Below are 16,909 nucleotides of genomic sequence, written 5' to 3' on the forward strand. Positions count from 1 at the left end.
AATGTTTGCTTCCTCTCATTTTAGTTTTAATCGATAGCGATATCAGTCCAAATTTACCACCTTTAAATTTGCGTTCCCTGCTTCGCCAATAACGCACTTCCATAAGCAGCCGCAGTATGAATTGGCGTTACTACAGGCACTTTTAAATAACGCTTTCTAATCGCACTCCAAACCGAATTTTTCGCCCCGCCGCCAGCAGTATAAACCTTTGTTAAAGGAGTTGCACCCAATTCTTGCAATAATTGATATCCCCGCGCTTCAATCCGCGCTATGCTTTCTAGCAAACCGTGCAGAAATTCCACTGAATCAGTTGGGCGCGGTTCGAGTCGTGGCGGCAAATTCGGGTCATTAATCGGAAAGCGATCGCCCTTTTTCAACAATGGGTAATAATCCAGCAAACTCTCTTGTTCTGGATCAATTTGTGTGCTATAATTATCCAACTCAACATCAGTAAAAAAGTGTCGCAGCACCGCACCTCCGGTATTAGAAGCACCTCCAACTAACCACAAATCGCCTAATTTATGGCTGTAAATCCCGTATCTAGAATCATCTACGCGGGTATGACTTAACAGTTTGACTGCTAGTGTAGAACCGAGAGAAGTTACTGCTTCCCCTGGTAAATTGACACCGCTTGCTAAAAATGCGGCAATGCTATCGGTTGTACCAGCACAAACCATACAATCGCGGGAAAAACCGAAGCGATCGCCCACTTGAGTTCTCACTTCCCCCACAGGCGTTCCCGGTGCGATAACTTGCGGCAATTCAGGCGTTGCAGCGCCCGCAATTCCCTGTGTCAGCCAATTGGGATAGCACAAAGTATCAACATCGAAACCGAGTTTCAAAGCATTGTGATAGTCGCTAATTCCCAATTTCCCGTGCAGCAGAAATGCCAGCCAGTCAGCTTGATGCAGGAAAACTGTAGGGGCGGTGCCCCCGTGCCCGCCCTCCTGCCACCACAGGAGTTTTGCCAGACTGGATGTAGCGCTCAATACTGTGTGGTTATCCGGCGCGATCGCCCGCAACCTCTCTGTCACCGCTGCACCGCGCGCATCATTGTATAAAATCGGCTCACATACAGGTATACCGTCGGTATTGCACAGCATGACAGTGGAAGATGTGCCGTCAAGGGCGATCGCCCTTACCTGATTGCGGATTGCTGGGGGAATTTGCTCAATTACAGCCCACAGCGCATTTTGCCACACCGAGGGCAATTCCGGCTTTTGTGCGTTGGCAAAAGTATGTTCTGTCTCGCAATGGATTGTACCCTGGGAGTCGATGATTGTCGATCGGGCGCCCGTCGTGCCGAAATCTATTCCCAAATAAAGATTCATTGATTACTCCCGCGAATTTTCCTATATCTCAGAAACCGGGTTTTTTTACGAAAATCTTTCGTTGTCACCCACAGATTAGGTAAAAAACCCGGTTTCTTTGGCATTAGTGCGTAAGTTCATCGCTTAAGCATGGGGGCTAGAAACCCGGTTTCTACGAGTTTTGCGTTGAGTGACGAGAAATCTAGAAAGAAACCGGGTTTCTGAGATTATCGTGCTTCGACATATTCACATAGCCTAGTTGGTTCGGGAATCGGTAAACCTTCTTCTCGCAATCCTTCTAAGTGAAATTCTATTGCTTCTTTAATTTGCTGCTGTACTTCCGCAAGGGTAGCGCCTGTGGCTGCACATCCGGGTAAATTGGGCGCGTAAGCTGAATAGTTATTCGGTGTTTTTTCAATGACAATCGCATAACGCATTAGTTGATACCCACGGGTGGTCAGAAACCGGGTTTTTTTACGAAAATCTTTCGTTGTCACCCACCGATTAGGCCAAAAACCCGGTTTCTTTGGCCTTAGTGGGTAAGTCGTGTCTTTGTGAAACCCATCCAATTAGCACGTAATGAAATGACTAAAATCGATAATTTCGTAAAAAAAGATTCGATAAAAAAGACTTGAAAAAAGGCTGAAATTCCTATAAATTAGAGCTTACAGCTCTTGATGCGAGAGAAGAGAGAACCATACAACCAACCCTAACCACCCCAACACCCCAACAACCCAACCCAATCCTTCTCCCCCCCACGCAAACACACGCGCACACGACGGGAGGTGCCCCGGTGGTGCTTGCAAATTAAAGGTTAAATCATTGTAGCTCAACCACTCTTTCCTCCCCTTTCTCCTCTTTCGCCAACCCACACGATCGCCTAGCTTGCATTCAGTGTCATAATCAACTTTACCGCCTATTTCTAACCAGATTTTTTTCTGGACACTAAAGCCGAAACGACCCTGACTATATTTTACCCACAACTGGTCGATCGTCCGCAAATCATCGCCAGGAAAATTCTCGATCGAGTTCGTATCGAACCAACCTTCCTTCTCCCGTCTAGCAGCTTTTAACATCACCTTGAATGTTTCCTGATCCGCCTCTTTCCACTCCCCTGTGGCCAATAAATCCCGCAGACGAGTATAGTCAACACCCTGCGCTGATTTAAGCGAGTCTGGTGGCGGTGTCGTTGGAGGTGTTTGAGCTGATAATTGAGGTGATTGAGTACCAATATCCTGCAAAACTTCAGTAGCAGATTGATAACGTTTTTTAAGAGCAGGTTGTATCATTTTATCTAAAACCTGACTCAGTTCCGAACTGACAGATGTTTTTAAGTGTTCTCGCCACACCCACTCAAACTCGCTATCATCGAATAAATCAATAGGTTCAACCTGAGTTAACAGACACAGACAAGTCACACCCAGACTATAAATATCACTCGCATGAATCGGTTTACCGTTGGCTTGTTCTGGTGCCATATATCCAGCCGTCCCGATTCTCGTTCCCGTTACCGCTAGAGCTGTTTGTGTCGCATATTTCGCGGCTCCAAAGTCCACTAAAACCAGTTGCCCATCTTGCCGAAGAATAATATTTTCTGGCTTGATATCTCGGTGAATTACTTGGCGGGAATGAATGAACTCTAATACTGGCAATAAATTATTAAGCAAGTCGCGAATCTGCGTTTCGCTAAAATATCCCTTAGATTCTAGTGTTTGGGCTAAATTTTCACCGTCGATGAATTCTTGGACTAAATACTGCCGTTCATCTTGACTAAAATATGCTAATAAGTCGGGAATTTGAGAATGTTTACCCAACTGTTCTAGGCGGACTGCTTCAAGCTCAAATAACTCAGCAGCTTTCTGGATACTAGAAGCGCCTTGAAATTGGGGGTAGAATTGTTTAATAACACAGGGAGGTTTTGATGGTTTATACTCGTCAATAGCTAGAAAAGTGCGCCCAAATCCCCCTTGTCCAATAATTTTTTGGGCTCCGTAGCGATCGCCCAATAGCAGTTTATTCCCACATTTTTGACAGAATTTTGTATAGCCAGACGGGTTTTGGAATAGGCAATCAGGGTTGAGACACTGGCTCATAAAATATGCTTAGAGATTAGAGATTAAAGCTCTCGATGCGATGCCAGCGGATATGGTTTTAAATGTGAAACAGCAGAGCCGGGTAAAGAGATGGGATTGCCTTTCATCGTGTCAACTTAAGTCTGAAACCTTTGTATCTCTCGCTTTTATCCGAGGCCAGATCCCCCTAAATCCCCCTTAAGAAGGGGGACTTTGAGATCGCTCCGGTTCCCCCCTTTTTAAGGGGGGCTAGGGGGGATCTGGCCTCGGCGATAAACAGCAGTCTATGACCACGTTTGACCTTAAGTTGAGATCGCTCCGGTTCCCCCCTTCTTAAGGGGGGCTAGGGGGGATCTGGCCTCGACGATAAACAGCAGTCTCTGAGTAAGTTTGACCTTAAATTGAGACTAACAGGCAATGCCTAAACACCACTCAAAACTCGTTAAACTTTTGTCCCGCACTCAGGACAAAACTTATTCGTCGAAACATTCTTCGCGCCGCAACTCGGACAATAAATCAACTCCGCAGATTGCAACTTGCTACGATCGGGCAAACCAACCATTTGAGCGTTGCTCTTACCTGGAACTACCATCGGATAGCAGTTTTCGTCCCTCGTCACCTTGACGTTCATCAGCACCGGGCCCTCGTGAGCGAGCATTTGACCGATCGCATCTTTGAGTTCCTCCGGCTGCGAAACCAGCATCCCCTTCACGCCATAAGCTTCAGCCAGCATCACAAAATCCGGCATCCCCACGGTCATATTCGACGAGGAATAACGCTCGCCGTAGAACGCCTGCTGCCACTGCCGTACCATACCTTGCCAGCCGTTATTTACAATCACAATCTTGACATTAATGCCGTATTGTGTTAGTGTTCCCAGCTCTTGAATATTCATTTGCACGCTAGCATCGCCAGCAATACAAATCACTTGCTCATTGGGTAGCGCCATTTTCGCGCCCATCGCAGCCGGCACCCCGAAACCCATCGTGCCCAAACCAGCGCTCGAAATCCAGCGGCGCGGCCCGTTGTTCAAGAATTGAGCCGACCACATTTGATGTTGACCGACATCTGTTGTGTAGTAAGCATCCGGCGCTTGAGTAGCCAACTCCGAAATCACCTCTTGCGGAGACAAAATGTCTGGGTAATGAGGCACAACTAACGGATAGTCCTGTTTCCAGTGATCGATCCTGTGCAGCCATTCCGCAGTCTGTCCGGTTTTCCCTGAAACTCCAGTTTCCCGACAGCGGCGCAGCAAATCGAGCAAAACTTGGCGGACATCTCCGACAATCGGCACGTCAGGGCCGCGATTTTTGCCGACTTCCGCCGGGTCGATATCGATGTGAATCACCTTAGCGCGCGCGGCAAACTCGTCTAATTTGCCCGTCACGCGATCGTCAAACCTCGCCCCGACAGCAATTAGCAAATCGCACTCGGTAACGGCAAAATTAGCGTAAGCAGTGCCGTGCATCCCCAGCATTTTCACCGACAAAGGATGGTTTTCGTCAAAGGCACCTTTGCCCATCAGTGTTGTCGTGACCGGCAATTGGAAAAGTTCGGCGAGTTCCTTAATTTCCTCGTGGGCCCCCGCTGCGATCGCCCCGCCGCCCACATACAGCAAAGGACGCTTTGCTTCCTGCAGCAAATAGATTGCTTGATTAATCTGCCGAGGATTTCCCTTCACCGTCGGGCGGTAGCCCGGAATTCTCACCGATCCGGGTTCCACGGGCAGATAGTCAAATTCTTCTAAACCCACATCCTTGGGTACATCAACCAAGACTGGCCCCGGCCGCCCTGTACTGGCGATGTGGAAAGCTTCTGCCACAATTCGCGCCATATCTCTGGGGTCGCGTACTACATAGGAATGCTTGACAATTGGCAGGGTAATCCCGTAAATATCTGTTTCCTGAAACGCATCAGTGCCGATCGCCGCACGGGGCACCTGACCGGTAATAATTACCATCGGGATCGAATCCATGTGGGCCGTCGCAATCCCCGTCACTAAATTAGTTGCGCCGGGGCCCGAAGTAGCAAAACAAACTCCAACTTTGCCCGTAGCGCGGGCGTATCCGTCAGCCGCGTGAGCCGCGCCTTGTTCGTGGCGCACCAGAATATGTTTGATAGCGCCAGTTTCTTCGGCGCGGTAGAGTTCGTCGTAAAGTGGCAGAATTGCGCCGCCGGGATAACCAAAAATATGCTTGACACCGTGGCGGATCAAGCTGTCAATCAGAGCAAATCCACCAGTTGCACGCCTGATTGTCACTTTAGTTTTTAGTTGCACAGTATTTCCTTCCTTAAACTAATTATGTTTTTTAATGAAAGCTTTTATAGCTTGTAAAACTATAGTCATCTATAGCAATCCTAAATGATTTGTGTAATTCTTGTAGGGGATCTCCCCACGCCCGGTTGCACCGATGCAGGCTGGGGTAGGCACGGGGAGTAGGGGTAGCACTACCCCTACATATTTTTACAACTGATGCGAGGATTGCTATATTACATGACGTGGGAGGCATGAAGTCCCTCCCCTTTCGCTTTTACTTTAAGCGGATTAACCCGCCTCGGCTGAACTACGCAGCTCCCTATCCCATCGCTAAACGCATTTGGGATTGCTTTTCTCAAAATATTATAAGACCCGTTAGCATCGGCATTAATCATCTGACTATATGATACTACCATTGTCTATTGATGTTTACAATCTTAATGATGTTTTATAATACTACTTTAATCTCAATAGTCAAATTCTGAAAATTTGACTGCTGATATTTTACAAAAAGTTTGGCGAGCGGGCGGTGTCCGAGCGATAAATTGTGGAACAGCAGAGGAAGAAAGACACAGAGGAAATCGCTGCCTCTATGTCGGTTTACCGTGATATGACGCTTCTATAGCATTCTTGATTCGGCATTCGACAAGAAAAACTAATCGTTTGAGCAATTAAGAACGTCCTAATCATCAGGGCGGTTGCTATGTTATGGATCGATCGCGAAAACCAAGCCCTCTTGCTTCTTCCTTCTTGGCAAAGTTCAGAGAACATCCTGCAAGACTTTGCGAGTATGTTTCCAAGCTGCCATGCCCATCACCGAGACCAAAAAGCCCAAACCCAGCAACACGATCCGCAAGCCCAAGTCATCGTCGCCGACGGCATTACTGACAGCATCCGTTAGCGGGCCAGTCAGTGCTAAAGGCAGGCTCAGAGCAATATTAATCGCATTGTTTTCAAATCCAAAGACTTTACCCCGCATAGATTCGGGAGTTTTTTCTTGAATCAGAGCCTGCATCGGGCCGTTAATTAAGGAAGCACCAAAACCGAACAGAGCGCTCAATCCGAATCCCACCCAAAGGTGTCTGGCAAAGGCAAACATTGCTAATACAAAACCCATCATCAAGAAACCGATTAAAGGCAGAGGTTTGTGGTGCATTCGATGACCCCAATGTCCCAAAAAGGCTGCGCCGAAGACCATTCCAATTCCCGCTGCAGCGAGTAAAAAGCCAAATTGAGTTTCTTTGAGACCTATTTTGCCTGAAAGCGCGATCGCCAGCACCTGAAGCGCCGCAAACACGGAATACAAAATGGTCAACTGCACCATCGCGTTGCTGACAAGGTGATTGTGTTTCACATACCGCAAACCTTCCTTGAGGTCTTGCCAAGGATGGACGTTTTTGCCACTGCTGCCGACATGACCTTCTTTGATCTGCATGGCATAGATCAAACCTGCTGATATCAGGTACAACCCGCCCAGCAAAAACTCTTGAGAAGCTGATCCGAAGCTGTGTTTGACCCAACTAAACAGCGGTTCGCCGATCGTCATCCCAATAATGATCCCGCCCATTGTGGACGAGGCGAACAGAGCATTTGCCGACATCAGTCCCTCTCGCCCCACAGCCAGGGGGACGGCGGCCGCTTCTGCAGGAGCAAAAAATTGCGTTACGGTAGAGATTAAAAACGTCATTGTCAACAAAACCACAAAAGCTTTGGGCAAAAACGGCAAAGCTACAATCAACCCGGCTCGAATCACGTTGCAGGCGACCAGCATTTGCTTTTTGGAAAAGCGGTCTACCACGATACCGGCTACGGAACCAAAGACGATCGCTGGCACGGTGTAGGCGATCATCACCGCTGACAGCATAGAATTTTCCGAATGTTGCCAAGAAACCGGCCAGGGTCGGTAGTCGCCGGTTTTCAGCAGAATAATCAGCAATACGTAAAAGATTTTATCCGCCACTTGGGCCAATAACTGGCCCGTCCACAAGGCGAGGAAGGGGCGATTTCTCAGTAGGGCATCAAGCCCGCTGCGGTCAGGGGGAGGGCTGGCTGGGTGCATAAGAATAGTTTAACTGACCGCCTCTGGCAATTATAGTTTTCAGCAATATGTGCAAATCTGACATAGCAAAGCGGAAACTCGGAAAACTCCTGTCTCCTGGGTTCTTTTTCTGTTTTAGCAGATCCGTGGCGGAGGGCTTGGGTCTTTTTCACTCTACCGCGATCTATCGGAGCGGAGAGCCCGCGCCTCGGGCCAATGGGAGAATATTGTTAAAGATTGGCGTGCCTCTCATCGCGAGTACAAAATAAGGTAGTATATTTTACAAAATACTTAATACTAGCAGTGATATTAAAAGATGTCACGCGATTTAAGTAATATAACGAAGGTACTAACTGTTAGGAGTGAAAAACTTGAAAAAGGTTGAAGCTATTATTCGCCCCTTTAAACTAGACGAAGTGAAAATCGCACTCGTCAATGCTGGTATTGTGGGGATGACTGTTTCTGAAGTTAGAGGTTTTGGCCGTCAGAAGGGCATGACAGAACGCTATCGCGGTTCTGAGTACACCGTTGAGTTCTTGCAAAAGCTCAAGGTCGAGATTGTTGTGGAAAACGATCAGGTTGACATGGTGGTTGATAAAATTATCGCGGCTTCCCGCACGGGCGAGATTGGCGACGGCAAGATTTTCATCTCTCCTGTAGAACAAATTATTCGGATTCGGACTGGAGAAAAGAACTTGGAGGCTATCTAAGATACTGGGGCATTGAGCATTGGGCATTGGTCTTTGGTAACTGGTCTTTGCCCAGGAAAAACCTATTTCCTGTTTAGTTCTGATACCTAAGTGTCAATATCCAATGCCACAGTTCCCCCCGGTTTTGGCTTTTTTACTCGTTAGGGGTTGACAAGGTTCGCCATTTGTGGTATGAGAGCGTGGAAGGCTCGGCCGCGGTGAGAGTGCGATCGCTTGATATCCGGTGTCATTTCGGCAAAAGTCTGTTGCTGTGCGGGTACGTAGAAAATGGGGTCATATCCGAAACCTCCCGTACCGCGAGGAGTGTGCAGGATTTCGCCTCGGCAAATTCCTTCTACTTGCAGGGCAATTGTACCGTCGGGACGGGCGATCGCGATCGCGCAAACAAATTGTGCTTCCCGGTTTTGTTCGCTTCCCAATTCTTTGAGAAGTCGAGATATCCTGTCAGCATCGGTTTTCCCGTAGCGCGCGGAGTAAATCCCAGGTTGGCCGTTGAGTGCATCTACCATTAAACCAGAATCATCGGCGATCGACCATTTGCCCGTTGCTTTTGCGACTTCAGACGCCTTCAAGCAAGCATTAGCAATAAAAGTTTCGCCTGTTTCCTCGATGTCCAACTCTTCCGGTTTGAGATCCAATTTCCATCCCAAATCCTGAAGATAAACTTGCATTTCCTTGAGTTTACCCGGATTGCCCGTAGCGACAACTAGCAATTTGCGATCGGTCATTATTTCTCTTAAAACTTATGGCTCCATATTAACAAAAGATGGGGAAAATGGTTGCAACAAAATTCCCAAAATCTTATCAACCTCTTTAATATAGTATTCTGTCGGATCGATATAGAGAGTAGTTTCCTCTAAAATCAAGAACTTCCAGTTAGTCCCAGTCGTCACCGCGCCGTAAATGCGATCGACCTCAGTGTCTTGGTTTTGATTGAAACATTGGGCCGCTACCATTGCCGCTACGCATTGACCCAAACCCCCAATGATATCTTCCTTTTTTGCCTCAAAAATTGTTATAACCGGAGCACTGATGAACAATTGTTCTGAAGAACCGCTAATAATATAATCGCAAAATCCTTGCAAACCTCTTTCTGGATCGACAGTAAAATCCTTACCGGAAAAAAGAGAAACTCGTTTGTTTAACAATCGCCGGACTTCTGCTAATATCGGCGCAATCAAAAATTCTGAACGAGCTTTTTCTGTGGAAATAAAAGTTGCTAGCGGTACATAATCAATCAGGATTGTTGTTAAAATTTCTGATGGTGAAACTGGTTTTGTGTCGGCAAATAAATTGCGAGTTTCATCTAAGGTTAATCCAAAATCTTTTTTGACTCTCGCAAGGCTGAAATCGCTGTATGCCATTTGCTTTTATCCTAAAATTAACCTGATATAGCCGCCATACTATTTGATTTCTGAACAAGATTTTTTGACCGCAGAGGGCGCAGAGGACGCAGAGAAAGAGAGATTTGAGATCGAGTCATCTGCGTTCATCTGCGTTGATCTGCGGTGGAAAAGTCCGATTAATTATGCGCCCAATTTTTCGCCCAGTTTAAGTTTTTCATGACTTCTTTCAATGTCGCTGCTTCTGAATACAGCCGCAACACTGGTTCGGTTCCGCTAAACCGAATTAACAGCCAACTTCCGTCTGCTAAACGAAATTTATATCCGTCCACTTTGTTGCAATCTACAACTGCTTTGCCGGCGATTTCTGTTAAGGGTTGATTTTGCAGCAGGGACAGCAAACGCGACCTTTCTTCCATGTTTGCTAGGTGCAAGTCTATTCTGTCATACGCTGAAGTAAAGCTTGTTTCTTGTTGCAGTCGGCTGTAAATTTCGCTTAAGTCTTCGCCGGATTTGACAACTGCTTCTAATAAGTACAGCGCTGACAGCAAAGCATCTCGTTCGGGTATGTGTGTACCGTAGCCAATTCCTCCCGATTCTTCGCCGCCGACTAAGACTTGGGTGGTCAACATTCGATCGGCTATATACTTGTAACCGATCGGCGTTTCAAATAATGGCAAGTCGTACAGCTTGGCAATTTTAGGAATTATGTCTGAACCGCTGACTGTTTTGATGACTTCCCCGGTCCAGCCGCGCCGTGAAGCTAAATGTTCGATTAAGATGGGAACTAGGATTTGTGAACTGAGGAAGTTGCCGCTAGAGTCAACGGCTGCAATTCGATCGCTATCTCCGTCAAATACAAATCCAATGGACAAACCAGAACTTTTTCGCTGGTGAGTACGCATCACCCGAAATAACTGCGACAGGTAGCGCGGCAAAGGTTCCGGTGCACCGCCACCAAACAGCGGATCTCGATCGCTGTTGACTTCATGTACTGTTTCTTCTAAAATTTGAGCTAGTCCTCCTGCTGCGGCCCCGTGCATTACATCTACAAATACTGTAATTTTGCCGCTGGCGATCGCTTCTTTAATCGCCTCAATATCTACCATTTCCCGCAAGGTTTTGCAGTAAGCTGGCCAAGGATTGAAATTATCCAATTTGCCGGGAGTTGCTGAAATTGCCGCCGGATTTTCGAGTTTTGCTTCTATCTGTTGAGTAACTTCGGGCGAAACTGAACCGCCAAATCCGCCCTTGACTTTTAACCCTAAATATGCACCGGGATTGTGGCTGGCTGTCAGGACGATCGCACCCAAAGCATTTAATTGTTTGGCAGCTAAACTGAAAGCTGGAGTGGGGGCGTAGGATTCGCTCAGCAGCACGTCAAATCCTGCGTTTTGGACGGCAACAGCCGCTGTGAAGGCAAATTCTTCAGCCAGAAATCGGCGGTCGTAACCGACAATTACGGTACCGCTGCTGCCATCGCTGCTGCCGGTTTGTGCGAGAACTTGTGCCGCTAAGGGAGCGACTAACGCTACGCGATCGAATGTAAAATCGTCAGCAATGATGCCGCGCCAGCCATCTGTACCGAATTTGATAGGAGGATTCATTTAGTCACAAGTCATGAGTCACCCGTCTATTTTATGGGTTTATCAGTCGATCGTCATCCGATTTTAGATTTTAGATTTTAGATTTTAGATTGCGACTGCGGATGAATCTGGGGGCTAGTGACCAAATTGCTCGATCGCTAGCCACCAAGAAAAAAGTGAATGACTAATGACTAATGACTAATGACTAATGACTAATAACTAATGACTAAAAGAATGCCGGTTGGTGGCGGATCAAATTCAGGAATTCTTCGCGAGTTTTCTGTTCCTCTTGAAACACGCCCAACATGGCACTCGTAACCGTCCAAGCACCAGGTTTTTGCACACCCCGCATCGTCATGCACATATGGCTGGCTTCCATTACTACAGCTACTCCCTGCGGTTCCAATATTGTCTGAACTGCTTCAGCAATCTGGCGTGTCAAACGTTCTTGCACCTGCAATCGGCGGCTGTACATTTCAGCAATTCGGGCTAATTTACTCAATCCCACTACTTTTTGGTTGGGAATGTAAGCGACATGAACTCTACCCATAAACGGCAGCATATGGTGTTCGCACATACTGAATACGCTGATGTCTCGTACCAGTACCATTTCGTTGTGGCCTTCGTCAAAGATAGCGCCGTTGAGGAGTTCTTCTAGGGATTGACTGTAACCGCTGGTGAGAAACCGCATTGCTTCTGCTACCCGTTTTGGGGTTTTGAGCAATCCTTCCCGTTCAGGATCTTCTCCTACTCCCAGCAGCATTGTGCGAACAGCCTCCATCATTTCTTCCATGCCTACTTCTGATGGTTTGGGCACGCTGGATTCTTGACCGTGGGAGGAATTGCGATCGGGTCGAGTTGGGATGCGCGGGGTGTTGTTGTCTGCGGTTTGTAACAGTTTCATGCTGTCAGTCGAGAGAGAGTTCGACCCATTGGAATCGGCGGAAGATGCAATTGTCATAACAAGTTGGTGTGAGGGTGAATCGATTTTCGATTTTCGATTTTAGATTTTCGATTGGGGGATATATAGCCTTTCTCAAAAATGTGAGGTACGAATTTTGACCTGGAAAGCTTGACATTACAGGGTTTCTGTATACCTCATTTATCTGAGAACCGCTATAGCTAGAGATTCAAAGATTGTTGAATTCGAGAAAAATCCAGCAGTCTAAAATCTCAAGTTCACAAAACTCCTGCGTTGGACATGAGCGTGATTTCTTCAATTACTGCACTCGCTGGTAACTGAACTGCGTGCAGAATTGATTGGGCGACGATTTCTGGGGTTAACATGGCGCTGCGATCGAAGTCGGCGTCCACGGTGTCTGTGTCCCACATAGGAGTGTTGACAGAACCCGGACAGATTGCTGTTACGCGAATTCCGTGAGCCCGTTCTTCGGCGGCTAAGGTTTTAGACAAAGCCATGAGACCAAATTTGCTAACGCAGTAGGCTCCCCAGTTGGGGAAGGTTTGGGTGCCGGCGATCGAGGAAACGTTGATGATGATTCCCGATCGGCGATCGCGCATTGAGGGCAAAACTCCTAAAATGCACTGCCAAACGCTAGTCAGATTGAGGTCTAGAACGCTTTGCCAGTCGGTTAGGGAAGTTTCCGTCAAGGAGCCGGTGTAGCCCATGCCAGCGCTGTTTACCAGGATATCTACGGCACCCAATTGAGCTGCGATCGCGCTGATGCTGCTTTGCACTTGCTCAATTTTTGCCAAGTCTAAGGGATAAGCTTCTGCTTTCACTCCGACTGCTCGGGCCGCTGCGGCAACGGCTTCTAAGTTTTCCGACTCTCGGCTAACTAAGGCCAGATTTATGCCTTCGGCGGCGAACGCTAGAGCCGTCGCTTTGCCAATACCGCTGCTGGCTCCGGTAATCAGAGCCTGCTTTGTTGTTGGATGGTTCATTCAATGTCCTAATACTTTCCCTCGGCAACTCCCTACAGCGTTGCAGCCTTCATCGGCAAATTAGACAACTGTCTGCTGCGGGTGATAACAGTTAATTATGAGATAAACATTAAGAACTGTTAAGCCGTGTCACCTGAGAAATTATAACACTGCTGACAGATCCGCAGAATAATGAGCTGTGAGTTATGAGTTTAAAGTTAAGAATTTTTAACTCATAACTGATAACTCTGAATCGATCGGCTCAAGCCGCAATTTCAGTGAATACACCGATGTGGCGAAATTTTTGATACCGGAGTTCGCGTCGCTGCTGACCCGTAAGCTGGGTTAGTTCTGCTAAGTTTTCTAACAAAGCTTGTTTGAGTATGGAGGCAGCTTTGAGGGGATTCGAGTGAGCGCCGCCGATCGGCTCTGGTACTATTTGATCGAGAATGCCGAGGTTTTTCAAATCCCAGGAAGTGATTTTGAGAGCTTCTGCGGCCAAGTTAGCTTTACCGGAGTCTTTCCAGAGAATCGCCGCGCAAGCTTCGGGGGTGGCGACGGTGTAGACGGAATGTTCTAACATTAACAGCCGCTCGCCGACGCCGATACCCAATGCGCCGCCGGATCCGCCTTCGCCGATGACGGTGCAAATAATGGGAACGTCGAGGCGAAACATCTCGCGGAGGTTACAGGCGATCGCCTCTCCCTGTCCGAGCTGTTCTGCTTCTAAGCCCGCCCAAGCCCCCGGAGTGTCGATAAAGGTGAAAATTGGCATGGAGAAGCGATCGGCGTGTTCCATCAAGCGCAGGGCTTTGCGGTAGCCGCCGGGAGCAGCCATGCCGAAGTTGCGGGCGATATTGTCTTTTGTGTCGCGCCCTTTTTGATGGCCGATGATGACTGTGGGACGCCCGTCTATGCGGGCAATTCCGCCGACGAGGGCCGGGTCGTCTCCGCCGCGCCGATCGCCGTGAAGCTCGAGCCACTCGTCGCTAATTGCCTGAATGTAATCGAGGGTGCTGGGGCGGCGCGGGTGACGGGCCAGTTGCAGCCGCTGCATGGGGGACAAGCTGCTGAAAATTTCTTGTCGCAGTTGGGCGGAACGCGCTTCGAGTTTGCGAATTTCGTCGGTGACATCGACGCTGTTTTCGGCGGCGAGTTCGCGAATCTGGTGAATTCGGGTTTCGAGTTCGGCCAGGGGCTTTTCAAAATCTAAGAGTAAGGGTTTACGGTCTGGGTTTGGCACGCTGATAATTTCTATAAGGTTTTAAGGTGAAAGTCGATCGACTATTTCCCGATCCTACCCTGTCAGGGGATGCTGAAAAAGAGAGGAAATTTGGAAGTTTTGAATTTTAAATTTTGTATGAGATCAAATTTGGTCACATCATCATTATCATATAGCGCGAGCCGGAAGCTAGCGCTGCACTCCGAAAAATATTATTCTGATGCCAAATAAAAAGTCAACTATTAAATTTTCAAATTTAACAGTTGACTTTTAACATCAAACTGACATTAATAAAGGTCTGAAACCGTGCTTGACAGAAATATGACCGATTTGCTCCATCTTTTCCACAGTAATTTGATTCCGTCCCCAAGAAAAATTGGTATACATTTTTTCAAATTCCAGCAGCATTGATTCAGCAAAACAGGCAAACAACTGTCGGCCCGGCACATCCATATTGACAATCTTCATGATTTTCCACTCAATATCGAGGGAATGCTCCACAATGCCGCCATTGAGTACGTAAATTCCGGGATGCTGAACCTGAGTTGCCAAATTTTTCGGATAGCCACCGTCAATCAATAAACATGGTTGCTTCAATGTCTTAGGGTCAATTTCTACTCCCTTGGGCATACTGGCTACCCAGACTACAATATCCGCTTGGGGCAGGGCTTCTTCCAAGTCCATAATTTTCCCTCGACCCAATTCTGATTGCAAATCTTGCAATCGTTCTTTGTCGCGGGCGATGAGCAACAATTCTGCTACATTTGTTTTAACATTGAGCCAGCGACACACAGCACTGCCAATATCGCCAGTAGCACCACAAACCGCTACCGTGGCTTTTGAAAGTTCAATCCCCAATTTAGGGGCTGCTTCTTCTACTTGGCGGCAGAGGATGTAAGCTGTGTGAGTGTTACCAGTGGTGAAGCGTTCAAACTCCAACTTGAGATTGCGAATTTGCTTAATTTGCTGCAAGTTGAAAGTCTCAAAAATGATCGAAGAAAAGCCGCCCAAAGCAGTGATGTTAATCCCGTTTTTTTGAGCGTGTGCCATCGCATTAAGGATTTTGCGAGTAGCTGCTTTAATCCGGCGAGTTGCTAGCATTTCTGGCAAAAAACAGGACTCGACATAGCGACCTTCTATTTTTTGTCCAGTGATGCTTGTTACCGTGATCTGATCAACTATTTGGGGCGGTGCGCTGCACCAAAAATCGAGACCTTGATCGGCATATTCTGGATAGCCCAGCTCGTTAGCTACTGATTGGGCGTGTTCTAAGCTGGTTAAGTGACCGATTAGACCAAACATTAAGTTGTCAAATGAAGGAAGATGGAAGGTGGAAGATGGAAGATGGAAGATGGAAGATGGGAAGATTAAAAATTTATATTTTAAAATGAGTTATCCCATTTTTAATTTTTAATTTTTAATTTTTTTCCCATTCCTTATTTCCAAGTTAACTAGGCTGCGAGGCCTTGTGCTGACATCCGCATGATATCGCGGTTGTTAAAGCCTATGTTGCCTAGGGCTTCGCCGTAGGCAATCATAAAGTCTTCGATTAAAGCGTCTTTTTCCATTCCCAAGACGCGGGCATCGTCTGCGACAGAGTTTAGCAGTCTCCAGATGATGGGCAGGTTTTGGCGGTTGGCAGCTTCGAGTTCGGCTTTGGATTCCTCAAAGTGAGCCTGCAGCCAGACTTCCCCAAAGTTGAGGTGGCTGTATTCTTCTTTGACGACGCCTTCGGTGATTTTGCGAGCAAAGTCATCGGCGACGGGGATGTAGATGTTGTAAGCTGCGATCGCAAAACACTCGATAATTAGCGATTGAATCAACAAGCAAGTTACAATCTGACCTTCGGCCGCTGCCGTTTGGAAGTTTCTGTGCAATTCCGAAAAGAACTGCTTGGCAAATGCCATGTCGGGCGTGACTTTAAGATTCCTGCCACAAGCTTGGAAGCCTTTCATGTGGCGGTTCTCCATCTTGGACAAGCCAACTAACTCTGCTTTTTTGTCCGCCAACAGTTCGGCCAGTGTCAGGTAATTATCGTGAGCTTCTTGTTCGCCTTCAATCACAATGGCGTTGATGCGGCTGTAAGCATCTTTGTAAGTTTCGGTTTGAAAGTCAATTGTTGGGCTGGCCTCAAGCTGGGGCATAGATATGTAGTCTCCTTATATAAGCTTGCGGGATGTTGGGAAACCCCTTTAAAATGGGGGGTCAGTGACAGTACACTTTACCTATTTTGAACGCACCCCATCTAAATCACAGATTATAGCTGAGGATGCTTTCGACAAAGAACTTTTCTTTGACGTTCCGGGAAAAACTGGCGTCAAGCGTGCGTGTTTGCCGGACTTTTGCCGTCGAACACTCCAGAAAGACTATCGCTAGAATGCTATCTATTTACTAATTACTTGAATTAGTCGTTAGTCGATCTTTTGCCCGGAAATAGATGATAGAAATACGGTCTATGTCTCCACCTTTCAGGGTTTTACAGTACCA

At 47.3% G+C, this 16,909-nt stretch carries 15 protein-coding genes and 1 pseudogene; 2 read left to right on the forward strand and 14 right to left on the reverse strand.

The window, feature by feature from the left end; genetic code table 11:
• Window positions 1–62: 62 nt before the first annotated feature.
• The 6 genes and pseudogenes from QUB51_RS00600 to QUB51_RS00625 form a co-directional block, all read right to left on the reverse strand.
• Window positions 63–1,331, reverse strand: a complete 1,269-nt coding sequence (locus QUB51_RS00600) for an FGGY-family carbohydrate kinase (protein ID WP_333261158.1) — start codon at window positions 1,329–1,331, stop codon at window positions 63–65.
• A gap of 206 nt (window positions 1,332–1,537) precedes the next feature.
• Complete coding sequence (locus QUB51_RS00605; RefSeq protein WP_333051530.1) at window positions 1,538–1,747, reverse strand: type II toxin-antitoxin system HicB family antitoxin; 210 nt, start codon at window positions 1,745–1,747, stop codon at window positions 1,538–1,540.
• Between the two features lie 228 nt (window positions 1,748–1,975).
• Entirely contained in the window at window positions 1,976–3,403 is a 1,428-nt protein-coding gene (locus QUB51_RS00610; RefSeq protein ID WP_333261155.1) for a serine/threonine-protein kinase, read from the reverse strand.
• A gap of 421 nt (window positions 3,404–3,824) precedes the next feature.
• Entirely contained in the window at window positions 3,825–5,660 is a 1,836-nt protein-coding gene (gene ilvB, locus QUB51_RS00615; protein ID WP_333261151.1) for a biosynthetic-type acetolactate synthase large subunit, read from the reverse strand.
• 212 nt (window positions 5,661–5,872) lie between these two features.
• A pseudogene (locus QUB51_RS00620) lies at window positions 5,873–6,046 on the reverse strand (RNA-guided endonuclease TnpB family protein); the annotation flags it as partial.
• A 353-nt stretch (window positions 6,047–6,399) separates the two neighbouring features.
• Window positions 6,400–7,698 carry an MFS transporter gene (locus QUB51_RS00625; RefSeq protein ID WP_333051525.1) on the reverse strand — a complete coding sequence of 433 codons (1,299 nt, stop codon included), beginning with the start codon at window positions 7,696–7,698 and terminating at the stop codon, window positions 6,400–6,402.
• 350 nt (window positions 7,699–8,048) lie between these two features.
• Here QUB51_RS00625 and QUB51_RS00630 point away from each other — a divergent pair, with 350 nt between their 5' ends.
• A complete protein-coding gene (locus QUB51_RS00630) occupies window positions 8,049–8,387 on the forward strand; it encodes a P-II family nitrogen regulator (protein WP_006633346.1) in 339 nt (112 codons plus the stop codon).
• A 140-nt stretch (window positions 8,388–8,527) separates the two neighbouring features.
• Here QUB51_RS00630 and rdgB read toward each other — a convergent pair whose 3' ends face one another.
• The 8 genes from rdgB to QUB51_RS00670 form a co-directional block, all read right to left on the reverse strand.
• Window positions 8,528–9,115 carry an RdgB/HAM1 family non-canonical purine NTP pyrophosphatase gene (rdgB, locus tag QUB51_RS00635; protein ID WP_333051524.1) on the reverse strand — a complete coding sequence of 196 codons (588 nt, stop codon included), beginning with the start codon at window positions 9,113–9,115 and terminating at the stop codon, window positions 8,528–8,530.
• A 15-nt stretch (window positions 9,116–9,130) separates the two neighbouring features.
• The gene (locus QUB51_RS00640) at window positions 9,131–9,751 is read right to left on the reverse strand and encodes a hypothetical protein (protein ID WP_333231304.1); all 621 of its coding nucleotides are present in this window, start codon (window positions 9,749–9,751) and stop codon (window positions 9,131–9,133) included.
• 158 nt (window positions 9,752–9,909) lie between these two features.
• A complete protein-coding gene (locus tag QUB51_RS00645) occupies window positions 9,910–11,337 on the reverse strand; it encodes a phosphoglucomutase/phosphomannomutase family protein (protein ID WP_333231306.1) in 1,428 nt (475 codons plus the stop codon).
• Window positions 11,338–11,542: 205 nt separating this feature from the next.
• Entirely contained in the window at window positions 11,543–12,277 is a 735-nt protein-coding gene (gene folE / locus QUB51_RS00650) for a GTP cyclohydrolase I FolE (protein WP_333051519.1), read from the reverse strand.
• Window positions 12,278–12,495: 218 nt separating this feature from the next.
• On the reverse strand, window positions 12,496–13,221 hold the full coding sequence (locus tag QUB51_RS00655) for an SDR family oxidoreductase (RefSeq protein ID WP_333051517.1): 726 nt from the start codon (window positions 13,219–13,221) through the stop codon (window positions 12,496–12,498).
• 241 nt (window positions 13,222–13,462) lie between these two features.
• Window positions 13,463–14,443 carry an acetyl-CoA carboxylase carboxyl transferase subunit alpha gene (accA, locus tag QUB51_RS00660; RefSeq protein WP_333051515.1) on the reverse strand — a complete coding sequence of 327 codons (981 nt, stop codon included), beginning with the start codon at window positions 14,441–14,443 and terminating at the stop codon, window positions 13,463–13,465.
• 255 nt (window positions 14,444–14,698) lie between these two features.
• A complete protein-coding gene (locus QUB51_RS00665; protein ID WP_333051513.1) occupies window positions 14,699–15,724 on the reverse strand; it encodes a long-chain acyl-[acyl-carrier-protein] reductase in 1,026 nt (341 codons plus the stop codon).
• A gap of 149 nt (window positions 15,725–15,873) precedes the next feature.
• Complete coding sequence (locus tag QUB51_RS00670; RefSeq protein ID WP_333051511.1) at window positions 15,874–16,566, reverse strand: aldehyde oxygenase (deformylating); 693 nt, start codon at window positions 16,564–16,566, stop codon at window positions 15,874–15,876.
• Between the two features lie 64 nt (window positions 16,567–16,630).
• Here QUB51_RS00670 and QUB51_RS00675 point away from each other — a divergent pair, with 64 nt between their 5' ends.
• Window positions 16,631–16,798 carry a hypothetical protein gene (locus QUB51_RS00675; RefSeq protein WP_333051509.1) on the forward strand — a complete coding sequence of 56 codons (168 nt, stop codon included), beginning with the start codon at window positions 16,631–16,633 and terminating at the stop codon, window positions 16,796–16,798.
• Window positions 16,799–16,909: the final 111 nt, after the last annotated feature.

The organism is Microcoleus sp. AT8-A3, from assembly GCF_036705675.1.
Lineage (GTDB): Bacteria > Cyanobacteriota > Cyanobacteriia > Cyanobacteriales > Microcoleaceae > Microcoleus.

Bases quoted from the DNA above. Each gene is read 5' to 3' on its own strand.
- rdgB (WP_333051524.1), bottom strand. From the start codon at position 9,115: ATGACCGATCGCAAATTGCTAGTTGTCGCTACGGGCAATCCGGGTAAA.
- QUB51_RS00605 (WP_333051530.1), bottom strand. From the start codon at position 1,747: ATGCGTTATGCGATTGTCATTGAAAAAACACCGAATAACTATTCAGCT.
- QUB51_RS00670 (WP_333051511.1), bottom strand. From the start codon at position 16,566: ATGCCCCAGCTTGAGGCCAGCCCAACAATTGACTTTCAAACCGAAACT.
- QUB51_RS00625 (WP_333051525.1), bottom strand. From the start codon at position 7,698: ATGCACCCAGCCAGCCCTCCCCCTGACCGCAGCGGGCTTGATGCCCTA.
- QUB51_RS00665 (WP_333051513.1), bottom strand. From the start codon at position 15,724: ATGTTTGGTCTAATCGGTCACTTAACCAGCTTAGAACACGCCCAATCA.
- QUB51_RS00600 (WP_333261158.1), bottom strand. From the start codon at position 1,331: ATGAATCTTTATTTGGGAATAGATTTCGGCACGACGGGCGCCCGATCG.
- QUB51_RS00655 (WP_333051517.1), bottom strand. From the start codon at position 13,221: ATGAACCATCCAACAACAAAGCAGGCTCTGATTACCGGAGCCAGCAGC.
- folE (WP_333051519.1), bottom strand. From the start codon at position 12,277: ATGACAATTGCATCTTCCGCCGATTCCAATGGGTCGAACTCTCTCTCG.
- QUB51_RS00610 (WP_333261155.1), bottom strand. From the start codon at position 3,403: ATGAGCCAGTGTCTCAACCCTGATTGCCTATTCCAAAACCCGTCTGGC.
- QUB51_RS00645 (WP_333231306.1), bottom strand. From the start codon at position 11,337: ATGAATCCTCCTATCAAATTCGGTACAGATGGCTGGCGCGGCATCATT.
- QUB51_RS00640 (WP_333231304.1), bottom strand. From the start codon at position 9,751: ATGGCATACAGCGATTTCAGCCTTGCGAGAGTCAAAAAAGATTTTGGA.